This is a genomic window from Parasphingorhabdus sp. (genome assembly GCF_039982395.1).
Taxonomy (GTDB): Bacteria; Pseudomonadota; Alphaproteobacteria; order Sphingomonadales; family Sphingomonadaceae; genus Parasphingorhabdus.
Genome location: NZ_JBDWYO010000003.1, coordinates 167,488 through 189,187, shown reverse-complemented (window position 1 = coordinate 189,187; position 21,700 = coordinate 167,488). Strand labels below are relative to the sequence as shown.

Here is a 21,700-nt window from a genome sequence, read left to right as displayed (position 1 = left end):
CTAGAATATGGCCAATATGGATTGCATCGTTTCGCGGGCGACTTGAATGATCCGCGCGGATGCTTCGTAAGATTGCTGTAGCCGGATAAGGTCCGCAGCCTCGCGATCAAGGTCGACGGCTGAGACATTGTTCCGCGCTTCGCGGGTCGCGCGGTCAAAAGCTGTTGCAGCTTCGCTTTCGCTTCTGGCCGAAAGCAAATTCTGTGCTTGGCCCATGACTATCGCTTCATAGCCCTGTTCGGTTCCTGACGCCGTGCGCAAGTCTACGAATGCAAGAATGTTACCATTGGCAGCACCACCCGGCGATGCCAAAGCCAAATCATCGGCTGTCAGACCTGTTGCAGTGAGGCTAGCAGCGGTGCCACCGTGTGACACGATAGCAGCTCCGACGGCTCCGGCATCGGTTTGGCCATTGGCTTGCCAAGTATTGAGTTCGGTCGCAAATTGAACCGCGAGACTGTCGAGATCATTACTCATTGTGACGAGAGTTGACTGCGCCCTGTGTATGCCACCCAAGGTACCATTGCTGGGTGCAGCCTGCGTGACACCGCCAATTTCGATGTCGAAACTGGCCCCGGCTGTGGTTACCAAATTTACCGGGCTAGCGACGTTGAAGGCGAGCAGATCTGTCCCATTGCGAGTGATGTTTGTTGTGCCATCATTGGCAAAGCTGATCTCAACATCCAGTTTTTCGGTGATGACAGTCAAGGCTGAATCCCGGCGATCAAGCAAAGCGGCATGTTGTGCTGTGCCCGATGGAATGGGGCGCAACTGCTCGTTCAAGGTTGCAAGTTCATTAAGGGCTGAGTTGAGACCCTCGGCTTCCTGAGCAGCAGCACCGTTGATGCGGGTGATCGTGGTCGAAAGATTGCTCGCGGTCTGATTAAAGCGCTGAACCGAAGCTTCGACATCTCCGATAAATTGATTGCGCAATGCTGGTTCAAACGGAATCGCCGCCAGCTCTTCAGCCGTTCCAAACAACTGAGTGAGCTGAGCACCGATGTCAGTTTCATTGTTGGAAAGCGCTAACTCCCCTTGATCCAGCCATTGCACCAGAGCCTCGCCTTTGACACGGCTTGCGCCTGTCTGCCGGGTTGCCGCTTCCAGAAATTGATCGCTGGATCGCGTGATGCCGTTGACGGCAACACTGCCGGTTCCGGTATAGTTTCCATATAGGGGATTGTTGACACCATAGATGGTCGTATCGCCGACGCTTATGGATCGCCTGACATAGTCCGGGTTTTCCGCATTTGCGACATTGGACCCCACAATTTCCAACGCTCGGGCATTAACTTGAATAGCCGCTCGACCAATACTGAAAAGGTCAGACATCATTATTCTCCAAATGGCGGGTTAGCAATTGGGCTATCCCGAAGACGCCCCTCTGAGCCATCGATTCTGCGATTTTGGCATCTTGCATATCACGGAACTGCTCCATGCCTTGGTTGTCAAACAACCCTTCTCCGAGAGAGGAATCACGCATGGTAGACAGCATTTGGCGTACAAATATGGCTTCAAAATTGGCTGCCATCGACTCAATTTCGGCCTTCTGTTTGTCGACAGCAGAATTGGCCGGAGCCATGGATGACGCCGTGGCAATCGATGTGGATGAAATTGCGTTCATATGATGATCAACTCCGCTGACAAAGCACCTGCTTGTTTGAGCCCTTCCAATATCGCTGTTAAATCAGACGGTGAAACGCCAAGAGAATTAATAGTCTCGACAATCTCAGCCAATGAAGCGCGCCGTCCGATTTCGAAGGCAGGATTGATGGGTTCATCTATCGCAATCCCGCTATCTTCTTCGATCGCCGTCTCTCCGCGGCTGAAAGGAGCAGGCTGCACCACCGTTGGATTCTCTTCCACGCGGACGGTCAACTTTCCGTGGCTGACCGCAGCCGGACCAATCCGTACCGCTCCGTTTATGACAACGGTGCCGGTTCGGGCATTGACGATGATCCGCGCCGGCGCATCTGCCGGTTTGACTTCCAGATTTTCGATCTTGCCCATCAACATCACACGTTCTTGCGCGCCCGGAGGAGCGGCAATCCGAACCGTGACGGCATCGGCTGCGATGGCTTGTTTCGACTCCAGCGCTTCGTTAATCGCATCAGCGACGCGCAGTGATGTGGTTAAGTCGGCGTCGGTAAGGTTGAAACTTAGAAAGGGCTGGCTTTCAAATCCGGTGGCCACTGTTCTCTCAATCGAGGCACCGCCGGAAATTCGTCCAACGGACGGTATGTTGACCGTGACCTTGGAACCATCTGCGGCGGTGACACCCAGGCCACCGACCGCCAAATTCCCTTGCGCCATCGCGTAAATTTGCTGATCAGCACCAAATAGCGGCATCAGAATTAATGTGCCGCCGCGCAATGATTTGGCTTTGCCAATGGCGGATACGGTAACGTCAAGCCGTTGACCGGGTTTCGCGAAAGCCGGCATTTCTGCGGTGACCAATACAGCTGCCGCATTTTTCGAAGCGGGATTGACTCCGGGAGGGAGCGTCAGACCGAAGCGGTTGGCCACACCCTTCAATCCCACCGTTGCATATTCCAGGCTATCATCTCCGGTTCCCGCAAGGCCTACAACAACACCATAGCCAACCAACTGGTTGGTTCGTAAGCCGGCAAAATTTCCGATGTCCTTAATCCGTTCGGCTTGTGCTGGCGGAACGACCAATAGGGCCGATGCTAACAGCACAAGCAAAGTGCAAAGCCACTTTCCGAACTGGAAAAATTTTGAAGAATTGGTCATAATATCTCTTATGCTTGAGTGCTAAAAGGGCGAAACGAAGGAGAAGAACTTCTGCAACCAACCTTGTTTGCTGGCCGTTGCAATCTCTCCGGTACCGCCGTAAATTATTCGGGCATCAGCGACTTTTGTGGATGGGATGGTGTTGTCTGCCGATACGTCAATCGCGCGAATGAGACCGCTAAATTGCGTATGTTCATCACCGCGGTTTAGCGAGGTTAGTTTTTGGCCACGTACCAGCATTGTCCCGTTCGGATAGCTTTCCGCTACCGTGACGCTTATCTGTCCTTTCAGGCTGTTCGATTGATCCGCGCTGCCGCTTCCGGAGAAGTTCTGGTTGCCGCTCGTGGCCACATCGCTGGGCGAAAATAGGGAGAAAAGACCTGTGGTTGGTGGTGCCAAAGAAAAACCACCATTTCGGTCTTTGGAAGCGCTGTTGGATTTTGACGCTTGCGTACTCTCGACAAGCAAAATGCTGATTATGTCGCCTTTCTGGCTTGCTCGTGTTCCGCTGGTCAAAGCTGAATAGCCCGAAGTGACTTGAAAGATTGCCCCGTTGGGAGCGGCAACTTCGGGGCGGGGCGGAGCTGCCGCTGGCGCAAATTCGGTTGTCGAGATGCCAGAGTTCGAGCCCATACAACTCACAAGAAGAAAGGGGGCTACACCGATCAAGAGGCATTGTTTGGAAAACAGTTTATAGGTCATGATGGTTCCGCTTCTTTCTTATGAATTGATTAGAGCTGCTGGTTCACGAACTGCAGCATCTCATCAGTTGCCGAGATCATTTTGGAATTGACTTCATAGGCGCGCTGGGTCTCGATCATGTTGACCAGTTCTTCGACAATATTGACGTTGGATCCTTCGAGGGCACCTTGCCGGATATTGCCGAGACCGTCCTGACCACCTTGGCCCACCTGCGGTGCGCCGCTCGCGGCTGTTTCGGTAAGGATGTTGTTGCCGACCGAGAGCAGACCTGCCGGGTTGGTGAAGTTGGCAAGTTCAATAACGCCAAGCTCGCTGGGTTCATTTTGCCCGTCCAGCGAAGCCGACACGGTTCCATTCTTGCCGATTGTTATCGCGGTCGCGCCCTGCGGGATCTGGATGGCAGGAATCAAAGGTAGACCATCGCTGGTCACCATATTGCCTTCGGCCGTCAGGCTGAAATTACCGGCTCTAGTAAAGCCCGTTGTTCCATTGGGCATCTCGACCTGGAAATAGCCGGCGCCTTCGACCGCAATATCCATGGCATTTTCGGTGTTTTGCAAGGTGCCTTGCGTGGCGATTTTGGCGATCCCCGAAAGCCTGGCGCCGGTGCCCAATTGCAATCCGCTGGCAAATCGATTCTGAGCATCGGCTGGCGCGCCAGGCGTCACAATATTCTGATAGGCCAGCGTTTCAAAATCCGCGCGATCCCTCTTGAATCCGGTGGTGTTTACGTTCGCCAGATTGTTGGCAATCACGCGCATTTTTGTATTTTGCGCATCCAGTCCGGTGCGCGCAACCTGTAGGGCAGCATTACTCATTCATCTTCTCCTGCATGCTATTATCCTTGCGGCAGATTCATTATCCCAGCGCCGCTGCTATCCAATTCCTCGGTCATTTTGAGCAATCGTGCTTGCGTTTCCCAAGCGCGGCTGGTTTCGATCATATCGACCAATGCGCTCGTCATATTGACGTTCGACTTTTCCAATGCACCTGACATGACTCTGGCGTTTTCATCGACTGGCAAAACGCCGTCATCGGGAACATGGAAAAGGGTATCCGGGCCTTTGGACATCTCGGTGCCGGTTGAACTGACGAGTTTCAGCCTGCCAATCTGCTGTGGTTGTGCTGGATCACCACCAACCGGCACGATGATAATTGTACCATCTGCTCCAATGTCTACGCGCTCTGCAGGCGGTAAAGTAACCGGGCCTGCATCGCCCAATACCGGGAAGCCATCGCCGGTCAGTAGCGCCCCAGATGGCGCGACTTTGAGATCTCCGCGCCTCGTATAAGCTTCTTCCCCGTCGGCGTCCTGAACGGCGAGCATAGCATCGCCTTCGAGGGCTATGTCGAGTGAGCGATCAGTTTGCGTGATCGCTCCCCCGTTCATATCCGCTTGCATATCCCGCTCGACAGACATCGCCCGGCTTTCGTGTCCCGGACCATTTAGATACTGGGCCTTCGCCGATACCATATCGGCTTTGAAACCTATGGTTTCTGAATTGGCCATATTGTTGGCGATTGCCGTCTGGCGGTTCATCAACGATTTCATCGCGTTGACGGTGGTATATGCAAGCTTATCCATGGTTCATTCCTTCAAAAGATCAGAAGTTAGACCTGAAGGTTTATGATTGTCTGGGTGAGCGTGTTGGATGTTTCAATCGCTTGGGCGTTGGCCTGGAAATTGCGCTGCGCAGCAATAAGCGAGACCAGTTCATCCGTTATGTCGACATTTGCCAACTCCAAAGAACCCGAACGAATTTGTCCCACAGCCCCATTCCCGGCCTGAGTGAATAGCGCTGGCCCTGAATCTCCGGTTATCTGCCAATGCCCGTCACCCACTGGGCGAAGGCCATCTAGAGCAGAAAAGCTCGCCAACGCGACGGCGCCAAGACTGACCTGGTTGCCGTTGGTAAAAGTTGCGGAGACAACGCCTTCGTTGCTGATATTAATATTCGCGAGCAAGGCTGTGGCATCTGACGGGTCGGCCTCTGGTAATACAAAATCGAACATATCGGCAGGATCGGTTGAGGTCGCAATACCATTGGCATCGACCGGAAAAAGCTGAGCACTATTTCCGACTGTATCCACCACCTGTCGATCGGCTCGGACCGATAGAGCACCATTTCTTGTAAATGTTAGGTCGTCGTGTGGCGGCTGTCCTTTGACCGCAAAAAAACCTTCACCGGCAATCGCTATATCGAGCGTTTTATCAGTAGATTGAAGCGTGCCCTGGGAAAATTGTTGGGTAACCCGATTCAATCTCACGCCTTGTCCCGAAACGGTTTTTGTCGTTTGCGTCGGAGCGGCGGCAAAAAGGTCACCGAACTGGGCTTTGCTTTTCTTAAAGCCAGTCGAGTTGGTATTTGCGACGTTGTTCGAAATAACATTCAAGTCTGTTTGGGCGGCTTTTAGGCCGCTGAGTGAGGTAAAGAATGACATGTAATCTTCTCCTGTTTTGAACTAGATAATGCTGGGATTAAATCACCCGATTTTGAGCGCCTCGGCTGGAAATACATTGCCGATCGGGGTGACCAATATGGGAGGGCCATTGCCTTCCGACGTTTTGACGGATGCAACAGGCACCCATGTCGCTACTTCAGACGCTGAACCGCCATTGATGCGAACTCTCAAGCGCCCCTGATCGAGAGGGTTGCCGGCTTCATCTTTGCTATCGAAGTTAAATTCCACCGGACCGGCTTCTTGCCGTCCCAGTTCAACAAACATCACGATTTCGCCGGCTTCGTTGAGCAGGTCGATCGAAAGATTGTCGGTAGCCTGATTGAGTTCGAATTCGCCTGAATATTGACCGTTCTTGTCCGCAACCGAGATGTTTCCTGGGACCAGGACTGAATGTCCGATCCACTCTTTAGCATCAGACAGCCGGTTGTTGCCCAAAATGGAGGCAATATCCGACAGAGACTGTTTCATCTCTGATATGCCAGCGACGCTCGAAAACTGAGCCAACTGTGCAACCATTGCTTGGTTGTCGAGCGGATCAAATGGATCCTGAAATTTCAACTGCGTGGTCATTAAACGCAGAAAAGATTCTTGATCCAGTCTATTGTCACCTGTGGCGTTTTCCGGTTGCGCCTGAGTCAGGCCGGCGAGATCCGTTGCCGGTGTCTGAAAAATTTCTGGTGCAATATTCATTATTGATTCCTCACTGTTTCTAGAATTAAAGACTTTGCAGTTTGCATAACCTGTACGTTGTTTTGGTAGTTTCTGGCGGTTTCGAGCATGTCGATTAGTTCCGCTGTTTCATCCACAGCAGCTTCCCAGACGTAGCCTTCTTCGTCTGAAATGGGGCTGGTTGGATCATAACGTTTCTGCGGGGCCGCATCGGTTTGCACGATGCGCTCCACATCCACGGTGGCGAGATTGTCTTCGACCACAGAACGAAAGACCGGGCGCATGGCGCGAAAGGCTTCCTCTTCGCTGGCATAGTCGGTGCGGGCATTGGCCAGATTGGACGCGGTTGTGTTTAACCGAACCATCTGGGCGGACATTGCCCTGCCGGCAACGTCAAAGACGTTCATATTACCCATGCTCATTCTCCTTTCAAGGCGCGTCGAATTGAAGACACTTGTCCCTGCATGAAGGACAGCGTTGTGCGATATTGAATGGCATTTTCGGCAAAGAGGGTCTGCTCGACGGATAGTTCCACTGTGTTTCCGTCTAGCGACGGCTGGAGCGGAGTCCGGTAACCCGTATGATCGTTCATTGCCTGATCGAGCGAACTACCATTTTGAGCCTGTTTCATAGCAAGGTCAAAATCGAGGTCTTTTGCTTTATACCCGGGCGTCGATGCGTTTGCGATGTTTGACGCCAGCATATTGAGCCGTTGAGAGCGAAGCTGCAACGCACCGCCGTTCAATGCAAATATCTGATCCAAACTAGGCATTTGTTCTAATCCCGTATTAACTATCTGGTCCAACGACCGTTCTTGTTCCTGAGAAACACCGCTATTGGTGACCTCGAACATGACGATGCATAAGGCGTGCCAATTTCGTTGGGTCTTTGGTTTTGTGCCGGTTTTTTGAGGTTTGTCGTCAGTATCTCGAGGTGGATTGTTCTGGTTTTATCCAGAACGGCAAAATCTTGCCGCATGTCGGCAATAATTTGCCGCTCAATTTAGGATCGGGATTGATGGACATTCTATTGACGAGCATTGGGCGCTTTTTTGACCCATTGGTTTTCTGCCTAGTTTTGGGCAGCGTCTTGGCAATGGCATGGATCCAAAACGGCCGTCACTCAATATTGCAAGCATTCGCGGCCCTGCTTAAAAGCGGCCGAAACCCGTTTGAAGAAACCGGCGAGAACGCAACATTCATGTGTCGACGCATTGATTTCACTCTGCGGCAACAGGGAATCCTCGGTTTAGAAAAAGTACGCAGCCAGGATGATTTTGTCGTCCATATCCTTAGTAAACTAGCCAATGCGCAGGATGCCAAAAGCTTTGAAGAATGGGTGGTTCTTGAAGAGTCCTCCGGCAAGGCGAAGCAGAATTTAAGCGCCAGTTTCTGGCATTCCGCGGCAGAGATTGCTCCGGCCATTGGCCTCATCGGAACTATAACGGGGCTAATTCAACTCTTTGCAACGGGGATTGACCCGTTGAAAATGGGGCCCGCTATGAGCTTCACATTGCTGACAAGCCTATATGGGTTGTTCATCTCCCACATAATATCCTTTCCGATCTATGTCCGTTTGCATGAAAGAGCAGAGATATTGAACGCATATCGAGCGAAAGTGGTTCAGCATGCGATAAGCGTCGCAACGAAAGAACTGGGTCCCTTAGAGCCTGTACATTTTGTTCCAGCGAAAGCTGCGAAGAAGCGCGCGTGATCCGTGAACAGCGGGCGCACCACCTTATCGTTTCTTGATTTAGCGCTGATGCTGCTGAGTGCCTTTGCCTATACGCATTTTGTGAACATCGCAGATGCTGAGACCCAGAAGAAAATGGCGATAGCGGCGATGCCAGCCGCCAAAAACCTAGGGTCTTATAGCTATGAAGCGGGTGAATTCTTTGGCGGAAGCAACGCGATGCTAACGGATTTTGCCAAAATAGAAATTGCTGAAATATTGACCGTTCAACAAGGGCAGATGCTGGTCGTCAGTGTGGCTGCTACGCCAGAAGGGCGCGATGGATCGCGTTTACGTCAATGGGAAACGGTGTCGGCAAGGTCCGCTGCCATTGCCGATGCTTTTGAAAGAGCCGGTCAGGATGGAGAGATGATCGTCCTTGAGGTGCCCGAAAGGTTGGTATCCAAGCCCAATAAGAAGCAGTCCGTAACGCTGACGTTTCTACCACTGAAAAAGCCATGATTCTGGACGTTGGGTGATTTTACACAAAACTGGCATGATATCTGCTTGGTTTCTTCCATATTAGATTAGGAACAAATTATATGGCCTACCATCATATCGCACTGCCAATCATATCCATTCTTTCGATCGCTGCCGTCCCGGCGTTTGAAGATACCACATTCTTGGACCGACAAGTCGCATCCTATTTGGGGGCTGGTGTCGGCGATGCGGGCGGTGCGCACGCCGTCATCGATCCGAAGCTCAAGTTAAAGCGCTGCGGCAAGGCAGTTCAAATTTCGGCGACGAACAAGAACGCTTTGCTGGTCAGTTGCCAGGAACTCGGCTGGCGGATATTTGTTCCCATTCGTTTCGGGCGAAATGGCACTGACCAGAGCAACGGCGGCTCTGTGGAGCCTATGGTACAACGAAATCAGCCGGTGACGCTTGTTGTCCGTCGCCCGACATTCAGTATCAGCTATAGTGTGATTGCGCAGAAGAGCGGCGGGATGGGAGAATATATTCCTGTCCGATCAGATCGCAAGGCCAAGCAGTTAATGGCGAGAATCTCTGGGCCAGGCGAAGTTGAACTGACAAATTGAAATTTCTTTTGGGAAGAACTTAATTTTTTCCCAACGAGCCGTAAATGGTTATGAAAGAAGTGATAGGCGCCACCGAAATCGGTATAGCAACAGACTATTTGCTATTACGGCGCAGTAAGGATGGAATGTTATGAAACCAGTTGATAGCTATTCGGCCATTAATGCTAGGCTAGATCGCCCGGCTCCGAACGACGCCGCAGCGAAAAATGCTAAGGGCGATGCAGGTGCTGAGAAAACCGAGATGCCCAGTGCGATTTCCATGACAGCGGCGCAGCTGGAGCGTGCTGCTGCTGCCGAAACCGCAAAAAGTGCGGCCAATGCAGAGAAAGCATCGGCATCCGTTGCGATTTCTACAACTGCTTCACAGTTGGCGACCGAAAAGCCGCCATTTGATGCGCAGAAAGTTTCGGACATTAAGCAGCAGATTGCATCCGGTAACTACAAAGTAGACACTGACAAATTGGCTGAGAAGATGCTGGATTCCGGCGTGCTTGGCGTGGATTCGAAACAATGAATCAGATCGTTGAAACCTTTCGGAATTCTCAGAACAGTCTAGTCGCCGCGCTGGATGGCCATGACAGCGATGCGATTTTTCAGGCGAGTAGAGAATTGGGCCGGGCTGCTTCGAATCTCAAAAACCTGAACGCGGTTGAAGTCGAGCAATCGTTGCGTCCACTGATATCTGACGTTGAAGAATTGATGCAGGCGTCAATCTATCGTCTCCGATTCTTGCGGGATCACAGTTCTTCTCGATTGCAATTGCTTTCCGGCTGGCGTGAAAATCAAGCAGACACATATTCGAATGCCGGGCGCAGTCGATAAACGCCGCAAAATCGTACAAAAATAGACTAAAAGTCCGCAGAATTACGAATATTGGCATGATCATTGCAGTTCTCTTTGGCAGGAGAATTTGAGCAAAACATGTCTAACCTATCCATCATTCAAGGTTCTGAACCACGCAGCTTGCCGCATGTAATCGCGCGATCGGCGCAACGCAGCGGCGTGGATTTCAAATATTTGATGGCCCAAGCCCAGCTGGAAAGCGGGATGCGGCCAGATGCCAAGGCGTCCACTTCATCCGCTACCGGTCTTTACCAGTTTGTCGAGCAAACGTGGCTTGGACTGGTCAAACAAAAGGGTGACGACCACGGCCTAGGCTGGGCCCAGGATGCGATTTCCCAAAATCGGAATGGTAAGTTTACGGTCGCTGATAGCGGACAGAAATCAGCCATTCTTGCGTTAAGGAATGACCCTGTTTTTTCAGCTAATCTTGCGGGCGAATTTGCGCGGGATAATAGCGCTTATCTAGAGCGTCGGATCGGCCGGGAGCCAGAGTCTGTTGACTTGTATATGGCGCATTTCCTGGGTCCGGCGGGTGCTAGTAAATTCTTGAACGCACTGGATGCAAATCCCGCAGCACCTGCCGCACCGGATTTCGCTAGGGCTGCAAAATCCAATCGCTCGATATTCTATGACAAGGCAGGGGCTGCCCGCAGCTTTCAGGAAATACGGGATCGCTTTGCGACGAAATTGGACAAGGCCTCTGCGTTGGCAGGCAGCGGCAATCATTTTCCGTCAACCGGAAATTCTTTGCCGCCTTTGGAAAAGGCGCTGCCGATGGTTCAGCCAGCGGATTATCTTCGGATCGCCAAAAACCATATCACGGATCAGAGCAATTCAGAGAGGTCTAAGCCTTTCGATGAATCTGCTCGGGTCGCTTATTTGATGCTCGCGTCGCTTGGATTGTAAATGAACATGATACAGAATATTTTTGCCCTGGACAAAGTCGCGGGCCAATTGAAATCCGGATTGCTGCCGATGGCCACGTTGCTGTTGGTCGTGTTCATGGTTTTGCCACTGCCAACCATCATGCTGGATATTGGCTTCATCAGCAACATAATGATCTCGCTTGCGATTTTGATGGTCGCGCTAAACGCACGGAAGCCGTTAGACTTTTCAAGCTTTCCGACGGTCTTGCTTTTTGCAACGCTCATGCGGCTAGGGTTGAATGTTGCATCGACGCGAGTGGTTTTGGTGGAGGGGCACGCCGGAGGGGATTCCGCTGGTCAGATCATTGAAGCCTTTGGCGGATTGCTTCTTGGTGGCAATTATGTGGTTGGTATCTTCGTTTTCAGTATCGTGATGATCATCAATCTCATCGTCATCACCAAAGGTGCCGGCAGGGTTTCAGAAGTGTCAGCGCGTTTCACGCTAGATGCGCTGCCAGGCAAGCAAATGGCGATTGATGCCGACTTAAATGCCGGACTCATCACGCCTGAGGAAGCAAAGGCCCGCAGATCTGAAGTCGCTACCGAAGCCGATTTTTACGGTTCGATGGATGGTGCTTCGAAATTTGTGAAAGGTGATGCCGTTGCCGGGATCTTGATTCTGGCGGTTAACATCATAGGCGGAATCATTCTTGGGCTGACAACGCACGGACTGTCTTTCGGCGAAGCTGCGAGCACCTATTCGATGTTGGCAATTGGCGATGCTTTGGTTGCACAGGTACCAGCGTTGGTTTTGTCCATTGCGGCTGCCGCCATTGTGACGCGGGTAACGTCAGCAGAGAATTTGGCTGATCAGATCACAGGGCAATTCGGTTCTGGCGCAGCCTGGGTTCCTGTAGCCGTGATTTTGACGATCCTCGGCATTCTTCCCGGGATGCCGCATGCTGTGGTTCTTCCGGCCGCCGCCGTCGCTGCCGGAATTGCCGTTTATCTGATCCGCAAACCCAAGCCTGTCGAAGCTGTTGAAGCACCAGTAGAAGAGAAAAACCCAGAGCAGATAGATTGGGATGATGTTTCTGAAAAAGCCCGACTGGGCATTGAAATCGGATATGGTCTGGTGCCTCTGGTTGAAGACCGTAAGGGCGCACCATTGATGAAACGGATCACCGGAATCCGGAGGCAGATATCGAAAGAGCTTGGTTTTGTTGTTCCTCTTGTCCGGATCAAAGATGATCTGACCCTGGAACCCAACAGCTACCGGATCATGATGGGCGGTATGGTTCTGGGCGAGGATACGGTGTGGCCCAATGATTTTATCGCGCTGGATGACGGCCATGTGGACTCGGTTATCGAAGGGCGCCCATGCAAGGATCCCACTTTCGGGATGGACGCAATCTGGATCAGCGCCGACAAAAAATCTCAAGCGATTGCTGAGGGATATACGGTTGTGGATGCCCCTACCGTCGTTGCGACCCACCTTAATGACGTTGTTCGTCGCAATGCTGCAAAATTATTTGGAATGGATGAAGCGCAAAAATTGCTCGATTTCCTCAAGGAATCTTCACCGCAATTGGTCGACAGCCTCACGCCACAGCCGCTGTCACTATACGGCATTACCGCAATTTGCCGCGATCTGCTGACCGAGAAAGTGCCTGTCAAAGACTTCCAGCAAATCTGTCTAGCGATGTTGGAAGCATCCAGCCTGCATACGGAAACGCCGGATATGGTTGACGCGATCCGTCAGAGGATTGGTAATTTGATTGTCCAGACTCTGGTTCCGATCAGCCTACCGCTTCCCGTTGTGACATTGGATGCGGAACTGGAAAGCTTGTTGGTCAAAGCATTGAAAGTCGGTGAAGATGCAAATTACCCGATCGAGCCGCAATTGGCGCAAAAGATAATTGAAGCAGTGGATGCCGCCGCTCGCACCTTGCCTTTGGAGGCCCGCAACGTGGCGCTGATCACGTCGCCGATCGTTCGGCGACCGCTGGGTGCCTTGCTCAAACAGCGCTTCCCGGATCTCACGGTTCTTTCTTACCAGGAGCTGCCCGATGACAAATCAATTGAAGTACTGACCAAAATTGGTGTTCCACAAGCCGATCAAACCATGGCTGTCACCGACGCAAACCAAATTTAATTAGCAATCGAAAGCACGATATGTTGAAACCGAGAAACCGAGCTTCGCAAGCCTATAGCGCGATGAAAATCGATGAAAATCGACTGATTGAAGAGAACCAGTCTCTCGTCACGAAAATTGCTTGGCAAGTGAAATCATTTGCGCCCGATCAAATGGAGATCGAAGATCTGATTCAAGTCGGATTGGTTGCGATGGTCGAGGCGGCCAAAAAATATGTAGATCAGGGTCATAGTTTCAGCACATATCTTTATGTCCGCGTTCGCGGCGCGATGATTGATGACCTGAGATCAACGTGTAATTTGCGGAGAACATCGGTTGACTGGCACAAGAAGGTACGGCGGGTGCGGGGGAAACTCGTGCAGGAATTGGGCTATGAACCGAATGATGCCGAATTGGCGCGGGCTATGGATATGGAGCCGAGCGAGTTTCGTAAGAATACCGACCGTGCGATCGATGTGAATTTGGGATCGCTTGATGAAGTATATTGCGATTCCAGCACCTGGTTTACAGACCAAGAGGAAGATCAGCACCAAAAGTTGGAAAAGTCCCAGATGGCAGAGCTTCTGTCTGCAAATTTGAAGCAGCTCAACGAACGCGAGCAACTGGTGCTCAATTGCTATTTTGTCGAGGAAATGCAGCTAGACGAAATCGGCGCGATCCTCGATGTGTCGGCAGTTCGTATATGCCAGATCAAAAAACGGGCGTTGGAAAAACTGCAAACCGCGATGACAGCAGATTAAATTCCGACCTAAACACTATGCCAATTACGGACAGTAATATGGGCAAAAAAAAAGCCTCCTCCCGAAAGGGAAGAGGCTTTTCCGTGTTGGTGGTCTCAAATATTACCGGAGGAGGCTTAGTACAGACTGCTGAGACTGGTTGGCCTGCGACAACATTGCTGTCGATGCCTGGCTCAGGATCTGGTTTTTCGCCAGCTCGGTTGTCTCTGCTGAGAAATCAACGTCCATGATACGTGAGCGTGATTCTGCGGTGTTCGCAACCCGGTCAGACAAGTTGGAAACCGTGGTCTGCAGACGGTTTTGGCTAGCACCCAAAGATGCCTGTGCGGTGGTTACCGTGTTCAAAGCGGTATCCAATGCGGTCAATGCAGCAGTCGCGCCGGCTTCGGTGCTGATGTCCAAAGCGTTGACAGCGAGTGCAGTGGCATCGACATCGGTCAGGGTAATCGCAACTGTCTGCGCAGCGTCGCTACCGGTCTGGATGTTGATCGATGCGTTCGTACCGTCAAGCAATGCCACGTCGTTGAACGTTGTTCGTGTTGCCACGTCGCCGATCTGAGCGATCAATGCGGTAACTTCGGTCTGCAGGTTGGTGCGGTCACCAGCTGCAAGCGTGCCGTTGGCAGATTGGACAGACAGTTCACGCATACGTTGCAGCATGCTGGTGATTTCGTTCATGCCGCCTTCAGCGGTCTGAGCCAGCGAGATCCCGTCATTGGAATTCCGGATCGCCATGTTCAAGCCACGGATATCCGAGGTCATACGTGTGGCAATCGAGTTACCAGCGGCGTCATCTGAAGCAGAGTTTACGCGGCTGCCGGTTGAAAGGCGTTCAATAGATTTCGCGAGACCCATTTCAGCTTGGTTAGAAGCATAGCTGGTTCTCATCGCAGTTACGTTGGTTCCTATTACGGTCATGGTGTCTTCCTTTTCACAAATTACTTAGTCGGTTCATCTAGTGGGTCACCTCGTTAGATGAAGCGGCCTCGAAGAAGTTAACGGCGGGCCCCAAATTTTATTAAGCGAAAAACTGTCGGGTTCCCGACGACACCTAGGAAAAGTGTCTGTTTTCCGACGGAAATGACGGATTTCCGACAGTCAATATCGATGCAATCGGCAGATTTTTGCCGTTTTAGAAACTGGCACACCCATTGCAAAGTAGTTGGCGAGCATGAGGATATTGCATCCAACGCTCGATCTACAACGTGAGGGAATGGCCATGATCAATGATAAACTGAACCCTAGCCTGGTCTCTAGGTTTCCAGAGCTTGTCGATTTGCTAGCGAGTGTTGAAGCAATTCACACCGCACCTGAACATTCATCTTCTGCCGCGCAACTACCCCACACAATTCGCGAAGCACCTAAAGATGATATTAAAGGAGCAAAAGATCCGGTCGTGGTTTACCGCGATGGTCCATTCCATTTCGTTCCGGCTACCCTCAGCCAACCACTGCGTATCGAATTCGGCAACGCCGACAGAGAATTTGGTCTGTCTTTGATTGTTGAATCGATGCGCGGTGGCAAGGGGCCAGCTTACGCCGACCCCAATTCTATTGCCCTATATAAATATGCCGCCCGTGTGGCGCGCAGTGATGCCAATGTCATGATCACCGGTGAAACCGGTACCGGCAAAGAAGGCATGGCGAGGTTCATCCATGAAAATAGTGAACGGGCCAGCAAGCCATTTGTCACCGTAAATTGCGCAGCCATTACAGAGTCTATGATCGAGTCCATTTTGTTCGGTCATAAGAAGGGGGCCTTCACGGGGGCCTATAATAGTGCCGTTGGCTTGTTCAAAGAAGCCGACGGCGGCACAATATTTCTCGACGAGATTACCGAGATGCCGCTTGAGAGCCAATCCAAGCTGTTGCGTGTGCTCCAGGAAGGCGAAATATTGCCTGTTGGCGCTTCCCGTCATGAAAAAATCGATGTCCGCGTATTCTGTGCGGCCAACCGCGACTTTGCTGAAGAAGTAGGGGCAGGGCGCTTTCGCGAAGATCTATACTGGCGACTGAATGTTATGCCGGTAGAGCTAGTACCCCTTGCTGACCGGCCCGCTGACATTGTCGCGATCGCTGCCTTCATGATGATTGACTTTCAAAAGCGTAGCAAAAGATTCATCTCTCTTTCGCGCTGCTGTGTTGAGCGCCTGAAAGGCCACAGCTGGCCAGGCAATGTTCGAGAACTCTCCAATGTTCTGCAGCGTGCGCTGGTCATGTGTGACGGCGATCGGATCAAAGCGGATGATTTGATTTTTTCCGGAGCACGTCTGAGCAAAACGCCCAAACAAGATGATGTTGCCACTGGTCATTCCTCGCGTTTCATCCGCGGGCGTGATCTGCACTCGATCTCGAAAAATGTCGAATATGAAGCCATCAACCAAACATTAGAAAAAACCAACGGCAATCGTCGTGATGCAGCGAAGCAGCTCGGTATCTCGGAACGCACCCTGCGTTATCGGATGGCTGATATGCGCGCGCTTGCGGCATAGGGAGGAGATAGAGCATGTCTTCAGTCAATATGAACAGCCTAATGGCCGCTAGGAATGCGATCCTTAACCAGAACAACGCGCTAAAGGATATTGCCAAAAGTGGCGGACTTGGCGGACCGGGGCAAACATCTGGTCCGACAGAGGTTGCGGGAACAGACAGTTTCTCCGCGCAACTCACCGGTGCTCTTCAAGAAGTGAACAAGCTTCAGGCCGATGCCAAGGAAGAAATGCGAGCCTATCAGATGGGCGAAAGCAATGACGTCGCTGCGGTAATGCTTGCGAAGCATAAGTCATCCCTAGGATTTGAATCCACATTGCAAGTCCGCAACAAATTATTGTCCGCCTACAAGGACATAATGAACATGCAGGTATAGTAGATGGCCGATCAAAACTCTGCCGGTCAGGCGCTGAATCCCTCAAACCCGAATGCTTTGTCGCCATCGAATGGCGGCTTTGCAAATGCGGGTGGCGCGGTTGGCTCGCTGCAATCCTTCTTCAAACAGCCAGCTATCGGGCGAGCGATGCCGCTCATCATTCTGTCAGCGGTCTTGGTGGCCGCGATATCTGTTTGGCTGGTGCTGCGTGAACCGCCACAACGGGATCTGTTCCGCGGTCTACCTGACAACGACAAATCAGCGGTGATGCAAGCGCTGCAAGTCGCCAATATCCCTTATGAAGTCGATGATGACACCGGGACACTAACGGTAAGCAAGCAGGATTATCACTCGGCCAAGATTGAGCTGGCCGGGCAGGGTCTGCCCCGGTCGGCGCCGAGCGGTGATGCCATCATGTCAAGCATGCCGATGGGCGCTAGCAGGGCAGTTGAATCTGAAAAGTTACGCAACGCCCGAGAAATGGATCTGGCGCGGTCGATCGAAGCGATCGACAGTGTCTTGTCGGCACGTGTGCATTTGGCGGTCGAGCAACCCAGCATATTTCTGCGCGATCGGAACGAACCATCCGCCTCGGTCATTTTGCATCTCGCGAGTTCGGCGAGACTGGACGAAAAAGAAACCCAAGCAATCCTGAACCTTGTTGCCAGTTCGGTTCCTGGGCTTTCTGCCTCCAACGTTTCGGTGATTGATCAAAATGGTCGGCTATTGTCCAGCACTGGCGATGACGGATCGCCAGGAAGCGATGCTCAACTGAAAGTGAAGGCGGCGATTGAAGATCGCTATCGCCAGTCCTTAGCAAGCTTGCTGACGCCGTTGGTCGGTCCCGGAAATTTTGTCGCCGAAGTTACCGCAGACGTTAATTTTGATGAAAAACAAGCCACTAGTGAGACCTATCCGGTTGATGGTTCTGTGCTACGCTCGGAGCAAGGTCAAACGTCTAGCGAGTTTGGTGCCGCCGGAGCCGATGCAGGCGGGATTCCCGGGGCACTGGCCAACCGACCGCCGGATGCTGCTGAATTTCAGGATCAGCCAGAGGGTGCCGAAGAGCAAGCTGCAGGAGCCGCCGGGCCGAGAAAGACCAGCGAAGAATATCGCCGGAACTTTGAACTCGCCCGAGAAGTTGCGATTACCAATAAGGCGCCAGGCCAAGTGTCACGGCTATCCGTCGCGGTTGCGATAGATGATGGCGCGATCAAAGACAAAAAGTCTCCCGTTGAACTTCAAGAGATTGAAAAGCTTATCAAAAGCACGGTTGGCTTCAGCGTTGACCGGGGTGACCAAGTGGCTGTGACCGCACGGCCGTTTAAAGCCGTGGCCGATGATCCGCTTGCAGAAGCCTGGTATGATGCATCGTGGTTCAGCATGTTGGTGAGAAATCTCTCCGCCCTGATTGTTGCCTTGCTTATCATATTCGGCATCGGCCGTCCGGTGCTCAAACGCTGGCAGGAATCAGAGAAGGCCCTGCGTGCCAAACAGGATCAATTGGCCGGTCCTGTTAATGAAGATGGGTCTGCAAGCGGTGAGGATGCCGGCACTCAAGATGGTGGTTCTCTAGAGAACAAAACGGCGGGAGCACTGGATTCACCCGTGACCATCGACATGATTACATCTGCCAAAAGCTACCAAGAGCGCGCGGTTCTGACCCAGAATTTTGTCAAACAAAACCCAGATCATGCAGCCCTTGTGGTGAAGGAATTGCTGAAAGAATCTGATGCGTTGGAGGAAGCCGATGGCTGAGGAACTTGAAGACGAGGATGGTATCGAAAATCCGGAGCAGGAAGGTCAGTTAGAACTGATCACCGGACGCCAGACCGCGGCCATATTGATGCTGCTATTCAACGATGAAGAGGCTGCCCAGATACTGGAACGGCTTGAGCCCCAGGAAGTGGAGGCGCTTGGCGAAGCGATGTTCAGCGTCGCGGATGTCGATGCCACGCAAATCGATGGTTCTTTGGACCGGTTCCTATCGTTGACCCTGAATCAGTCGATGTTGGCTTACAAATCCGATGAAAAAGTGAGCCGGGTATTTCGTCGGGCGCTTGGGACGTCGCGCGCAGAAACAATTATGAATCGGTTCGCTCCCAAAAGGCCCAGTAATATTGCTGAAATGCTAAAATGGATTCCGGCAAAAGATGCCGCCGAACTGATATCGAACGAACCACCGCAAATCTCTGCGGTCCTCATGTCATTCCTGACGCCTGAGGCCGCTGCTGAAATACTTCAATTGCTCCCTGGTGAGATCCAGTCTGACTTGATCTACCGGGTGGCGACCCTCGGCCCGGTCAGCAGCAAAGCCCTTGCCCATATTCACGGGCTTTTGGAGAATACCACGCCGTCAGAAGAAGAGTCCGCGCCCCCGATGCAGGTCGGTGGTGTGCTTGATAGCGCAACCATTATCAATAATCTCTCGAAGGAGCAGGGGCGTTCTTTGCTGAAGGCGCTGATGAAGCGAGACAAGGTTACTGCAAAATTGATCGAAGACGAAATGTTCGTGTTCGCCGATCTGATGAATCTCTCCAGCAAAGACATCGGTTCTGTGGTTCGAAAAGTCGATTCCAGCATTCTTGTTCCTGCGTTGCGAGGCGCATCCGATGATCTCAAAGACAAGATATTCAGCGCTATGTCCAAACGTGCCGCTGAAACCATCCAGGATGATATGGCCGACGCACCTCCACAACCCATGGATGCCGTTATCGCTGCTCAGAAAGCGGTGATTGCAGTTGCTAAAGTCATGCTCGACAACGGCGACATAAATATGGCTGGCGCTGGAGCGGACTATGTCTGACCTGCAGCAGCCCGATAATTATGGTGAAGGCGAGGTCGTACCGTTGTGGCGGACAACGGCCGAGCAGAAAAAATTCTCGTCTTGGGCCAGCGGACTAGCTGGAGGCGGAGATGATGGCCTTTCGAACTTTTCCACGAACCGTTCCGCCGAAACACCAGCGTCGTCGGAAGACCCGGATGCCGATATTTTCGATGTTGCCTATAAAAAGGGATGGGAAGATGGGCAGGCTGCGTTGGCCGAAGAACATTCTGCCGCCAGCCAGGCGAGTGATGTACTGGCGGAGGCGATCCAGCATCTGAATGATCTGTCATCTTCCGGCAGCTGCGCTTTCATTCTCTCCGCAGTTGAATCTCTATTCCGGCGATGTGCCGAGATCGCTGTTCCTGATCCGAAATTACTTCAATCCTGGGCCATGCAATTGGCAGAATTGGTGGACCAAGATCAAAAAGGGGTGACGCTGGTTCTGCATCCCGATGATATCAGCCTGATTGACAGCAGCGAATGCACATTGGCCCTGCGCGGCGATGAATCGATGTTGCGAGGCAATTTGAAACTCAGTCATGCCGGTGGTTGGATCGAAAAAGGTTCGGAAGTCGTTCTAGACGAATTGCGGACTCTAATAGACGAATTTGACAATTCTGCATCGGTAGTTCCGCATGACTGATGCCCCCGCAACCGAAGTTGGTCCGGTCAAGGCCCCGCCAGCCGTATGCAACGTGCTTGCCCGGCTTGATGATATTGGAAGTGAGCCGCGATATGTCGGCAAATTGTCGGCACATGATAGCGGGATGTTGGAAGTAACCGGCTTTGAATATCCATTGGGTTATTCTGGTCGGGTCATTGCAACCGATGGTCGCGAAATCAACGCCGAGGTGATTGGGTTTAAGGGTGCGAGAGCGCTAATGATCCCCATGGTGCAAGATGCGCCGTTGCGAAGCGGTAGCCGCGTCTTGCCATACGCCAATTCCAATCAAGCCGCTGTCGGAGAAGCCTTATTCGGCAGAGTGATTGGACCAATGGGTGAGCCGATTGATGGCAATGGCCCGATACTGACAACCGATAGCGTTCCATTGGCGGGGCAAGAGGGCAACGTCCTTCGTCGCGCTAGCGTTTCCAGACCAATTGATATTGGAATCCGCGCGCTCAACGGTTTGCTGACCATCGGGCAAGGGCAACGTCTGGCAATTATAGCCGGGTCGGGTGTCGGCAAGTCAATGTTGATCAACCAGATTTTGGATGGCGTGGTAGCAGATGTCGTCGTTGTCGGCTTGATTGGTGAACGGGGTCGCGAGGTAAATGATTTCGTTAGCCGTCGCCGAGAACAAAAGGATGCCGTGCCCACGGTGACCGTTGCGGTTCCTGCGGATCATTCTCCATCATCACGATTAAAAGCAGCTTTTCGGGCCACCGCTATCGCAGAGCATTTTAGATCGAAGGGCCTTTCGGTCGTTTTGGTTATCGACAGTCTCACAAGGGTGGCCCACGCGCAGCGGGAAATTGGATTGGCTGCTGGTGAACCGCCGACGATGAAAGGCTATCCGCCATCGGCGCTTTCCATGATTCCCCGGTTGATCGAACGTGCAGGCAATGACAGCGAAACCGGTGGTTCCATTACCGCTATCTATACAGTGCTGGCCGATGGTGATGATCTGGACGATCCTGTCGTCGATAGCGCTCGGGCCATTGCGGACGGTCACATCATATTGTCACGTTCTTTGGCCGAGCAGGGCGTTTTTCCGGCGATAGACATCGGGAAGTCGATCAGCCGGGTTGCGGTCGATATTATTGAACCAGAGCATCAGGAAGCCCAAATCCACTTCCGAAGACTGTGGTCAGTTTATGAAGAGAACCGGGATTTGGTGCTGATGGGCGCTTATCAAGCGGGCAACGACCCGAGCATTGATGAGGCACTAGCCAGCTGGCCGCTACTCATTGATTATATTAAGCAAAAGCCCCGAGAACTTGTGGATTTCCAGACGAGCGTAGATGAGCTGTCTGGTTTGTTCGTCTCATGAAGCGGCGGGTCAAAGGATTGCGGCGGGTCTTGAAGGTTCGCGACACGCAAA

The 21,700-nt window shown here is 52.2% G+C and carries 25 protein-coding genes; 14 read left to right on the top strand and 11 right to left on the bottom strand.

Features of this window, described 5'->3' with window-relative positions; all coding sequences use genetic code 11:
• From flgK to flgB, 10 genes are read right to left on the bottom strand one after another with little or no spacing between them, the layout of a single operon-like run.
• Nucleotides 1-1,332 carry a flagellar hook-associated protein FlgK gene (flgK, locus tag ABJV08_RS07570; protein WP_348040608.1) on the bottom strand — a complete coding sequence of 444 codons (1,332 nt, stop codon included), beginning with the start codon at nt 1,330-1,332 and terminating at the stop codon, nt 1-3.
• Entirely contained in the window at nt 1,325-1,624 is a 300-nt protein-coding gene (locus tag ABJV08_RS07565; protein WP_348040606.1) for a rod-binding protein, read from the bottom strand. Before ABJV08_RS07565 ends, flgK begins: the two co-directional genes overlap by 8 nt.
• Nucleotides 1,621-2,754, bottom strand: a complete 1,134-nt coding sequence (locus ABJV08_RS07560) for a flagellar basal body P-ring protein FlgI (RefSeq protein ID WP_348040604.1) — start codon at nt 2,752-2,754, stop codon at nt 1,621-1,623. The genes ABJV08_RS07565 and ABJV08_RS07560 overlap by 4 nt, the downstream gene beginning before the upstream one ends.
• Nucleotides 2,755-2,775: 21 nt before the next feature.
• Nucleotides 2,776-3,456, bottom strand: a complete 681-nt coding sequence (locus ABJV08_RS07555) for a flagellar basal body L-ring protein FlgH (RefSeq protein WP_348040602.1) — start codon at nt 3,454-3,456, stop codon at nt 2,776-2,778.
• Nucleotides 3,457-3,485: 29 nt separating this feature from the next.
• Entirely contained in the window at nt 3,486-4,274 is a 789-nt protein-coding gene (gene flgG / locus ABJV08_RS07550; protein ID WP_348040600.1) for a flagellar basal-body rod protein FlgG, read from the bottom strand.
• Between the two features lie 20 nt (nt 4,275-4,294).
• Entirely contained in the window at nt 4,295-5,041 is a 747-nt protein-coding gene (gene flgF, locus ABJV08_RS07545; protein ID WP_348040598.1) for a flagellar basal body rod protein FlgF, read from the bottom strand.
• Between the two features lie 26 nt (nt 5,042-5,067).
• A complete protein-coding gene (locus ABJV08_RS07540) occupies nt 5,068-5,898 on the bottom strand; it encodes a flagellar hook basal-body protein (protein ID WP_348040596.1) in 831 nt (276 codons plus the stop codon).
• 42 nt (nt 5,899-5,940) lie between these two features.
• Nucleotides 5,941-6,609, bottom strand: a complete 669-nt coding sequence (locus ABJV08_RS07535; protein ID WP_348040594.1) for a flagellar hook capping FlgD N-terminal domain-containing protein — start codon at nt 6,607-6,609, stop codon at nt 5,941-5,943.
• Entirely contained in the window at nt 6,609-6,995 is a 387-nt protein-coding gene (gene flgC, locus ABJV08_RS07530; RefSeq protein ID WP_348041263.1) for a flagellar basal body rod protein FlgC, read from the bottom strand. Before flgC ends, ABJV08_RS07535 begins: the two co-directional genes overlap by 1 nt.
• Nucleotides 6,996-7,006: 11 nt before the next feature.
• Nucleotides 7,007-7,360 (bottom strand): flagellar basal body rod protein FlgB, encoded by a 354-nt coding sequence (gene flgB, locus ABJV08_RS07525; RefSeq protein WP_348040592.1) that lies wholly within the window; start codon nt 7,358-7,360, stop codon nt 7,007-7,009.
• A gap of 245 nt (nt 7,361-7,605) precedes the next feature.
• Between flgB and ABJV08_RS07520 the strand changes: the two genes are divergently transcribed.
• From ABJV08_RS07520 to ABJV08_RS07485, 8 genes are all read left to right on the top strand, one after another.
• A complete protein-coding gene (locus tag ABJV08_RS07520; protein ID WP_348040590.1) occupies nt 7,606-8,301 on the top strand; it encodes a MotA/TolQ/ExbB proton channel family protein in 696 nt (231 codons plus the stop codon).
• A gap of 3 nt (nt 8,302-8,304) precedes the next feature.
• Nucleotides 8,305-8,781, top strand: coding sequence for a hypothetical protein (locus ABJV08_RS07515; RefSeq protein ID WP_348040588.1), 477 nt, complete (start codon nt 8,305-8,307; stop codon nt 8,779-8,781).
• Nucleotides 8,782-8,861: 80 nt separating this feature from the next.
• Nucleotides 8,862-9,359 carry a flagella basal body P-ring formation protein FlgA gene (locus ABJV08_RS07510; protein ID WP_348040586.1) on the top strand — a complete coding sequence of 166 codons (498 nt, stop codon included), beginning with the start codon at nt 8,862-8,864 and terminating at the stop codon, nt 9,357-9,359.
• 130 nt (nt 9,360-9,489) lie between these two features.
• Complete coding sequence (gene flgM / locus ABJV08_RS07505) at nt 9,490-9,873, top strand: flagellar biosynthesis anti-sigma factor FlgM (protein ID WP_348040584.1); 384 nt, start codon at nt 9,490-9,492, stop codon at nt 9,871-9,873.
• Nucleotides 9,870-10,181 carry a hypothetical protein gene (locus ABJV08_RS07500; protein WP_348040583.1) on the top strand — a complete coding sequence of 104 codons (312 nt, stop codon included), beginning with the start codon at nt 9,870-9,872 and terminating at the stop codon, nt 10,179-10,181. The genes flgM and ABJV08_RS07500 overlap by 4 nt, the downstream gene beginning before the upstream one ends.
• Before the next feature lie 99 nt (nt 10,182-10,280).
• The gene (locus ABJV08_RS07495) at nt 10,281-11,108 is read left to right on the top strand and encodes a transglycosylase SLT domain-containing protein (RefSeq protein ID WP_348040581.1); all 828 of its coding nucleotides are present in this window, start codon (nt 10,281-10,283) and stop codon (nt 11,106-11,108) included.
• A gap of 6 nt (nt 11,109-11,114) precedes the next feature.
• On the top strand, nt 11,115-13,223 hold the full coding sequence (gene flhA, locus ABJV08_RS07490; protein ID WP_348040579.1) for a flagellar biosynthesis protein FlhA: 2,109 nt from the start codon (nt 11,115-11,117) through the stop codon (nt 13,221-13,223).
• Between the two features lie 62 nt (nt 13,224-13,285).
• Complete coding sequence (locus ABJV08_RS07485) at nt 13,286-13,963, top strand: sigma-70 family RNA polymerase sigma factor (protein WP_348422303.1); 678 nt, start codon at nt 13,286-13,288, stop codon at nt 13,961-13,963.
• Between the two features lie 102 nt (nt 13,964-14,065).
• On the opposite strand, the gene ABJV08_RS07480 is transcribed toward ABJV08_RS07485, so the two are convergent.
• A complete protein-coding gene (locus ABJV08_RS07480; RefSeq protein ID WP_348052617.1) occupies nt 14,066-14,881 on the bottom strand; it encodes a flagellin in 816 nt (271 codons plus the stop codon).
• A gap of 301 nt (nt 14,882-15,182) precedes the next feature.
• Here ABJV08_RS07480 and ABJV08_RS07475 point away from each other — a divergent pair, with 301 nt between their 5' ends.
• From ABJV08_RS07475 to ABJV08_RS07450, 6 genes are read left to right on the top strand one after another with little or no spacing between them, the layout of a single operon-like run.
• Nucleotides 15,183-16,454 (top strand): sigma-54 dependent transcriptional regulator, encoded by a 1,272-nt coding sequence (locus tag ABJV08_RS07475; protein WP_348040573.1) that lies wholly within the window; start codon nt 15,183-15,185, stop codon nt 16,452-16,454.
• Between the two features lie 14 nt (nt 16,455-16,468).
• The gene (gene fliE, locus ABJV08_RS07470; protein WP_348040571.1) at nt 16,469-16,828 is read left to right on the top strand and encodes a flagellar hook-basal body complex protein FliE; all 360 of its coding nucleotides are present in this window, start codon (nt 16,469-16,471) and stop codon (nt 16,826-16,828) included.
• A gap of 3 nt (nt 16,829-16,831) precedes the next feature.
• Nucleotides 16,832-18,586: a flagellar basal-body MS-ring/collar protein FliF gene (gene fliF, locus ABJV08_RS07465; RefSeq protein ID WP_348040569.1), complete on the top strand. Its 1,755-nt coding sequence runs from the start codon at nt 16,832-16,834 to the stop codon at nt 18,584-18,586.
• Nucleotides 18,579-19,634, top strand: a complete 1,056-nt coding sequence (locus tag ABJV08_RS07460; RefSeq protein WP_348040567.1) for a FliG C-terminal domain-containing protein — start codon at nt 18,579-18,581, stop codon at nt 19,632-19,634. Before fliF ends, ABJV08_RS07460 begins: the two co-directional genes overlap by 8 nt.
• Nucleotides 19,627-20,298 carry a hypothetical protein gene (locus ABJV08_RS07455; RefSeq protein ID WP_348040565.1) on the top strand — a complete coding sequence of 224 codons (672 nt, stop codon included), beginning with the start codon at nt 19,627-19,629 and terminating at the stop codon, nt 20,296-20,298. Before ABJV08_RS07460 ends, ABJV08_RS07455 begins: the two co-directional genes overlap by 8 nt.
• Nucleotides 20,291-21,649 (top strand): FliI/YscN family ATPase, encoded by a 1,359-nt coding sequence (locus tag ABJV08_RS07450; protein WP_348040563.1) that lies wholly within the window; start codon nt 20,291-20,293, stop codon nt 21,647-21,649. The genes ABJV08_RS07455 and ABJV08_RS07450 overlap by 8 nt, the downstream gene beginning before the upstream one ends.
• Nucleotides 21,650-21,700: the final 51 nt, after the last annotated feature.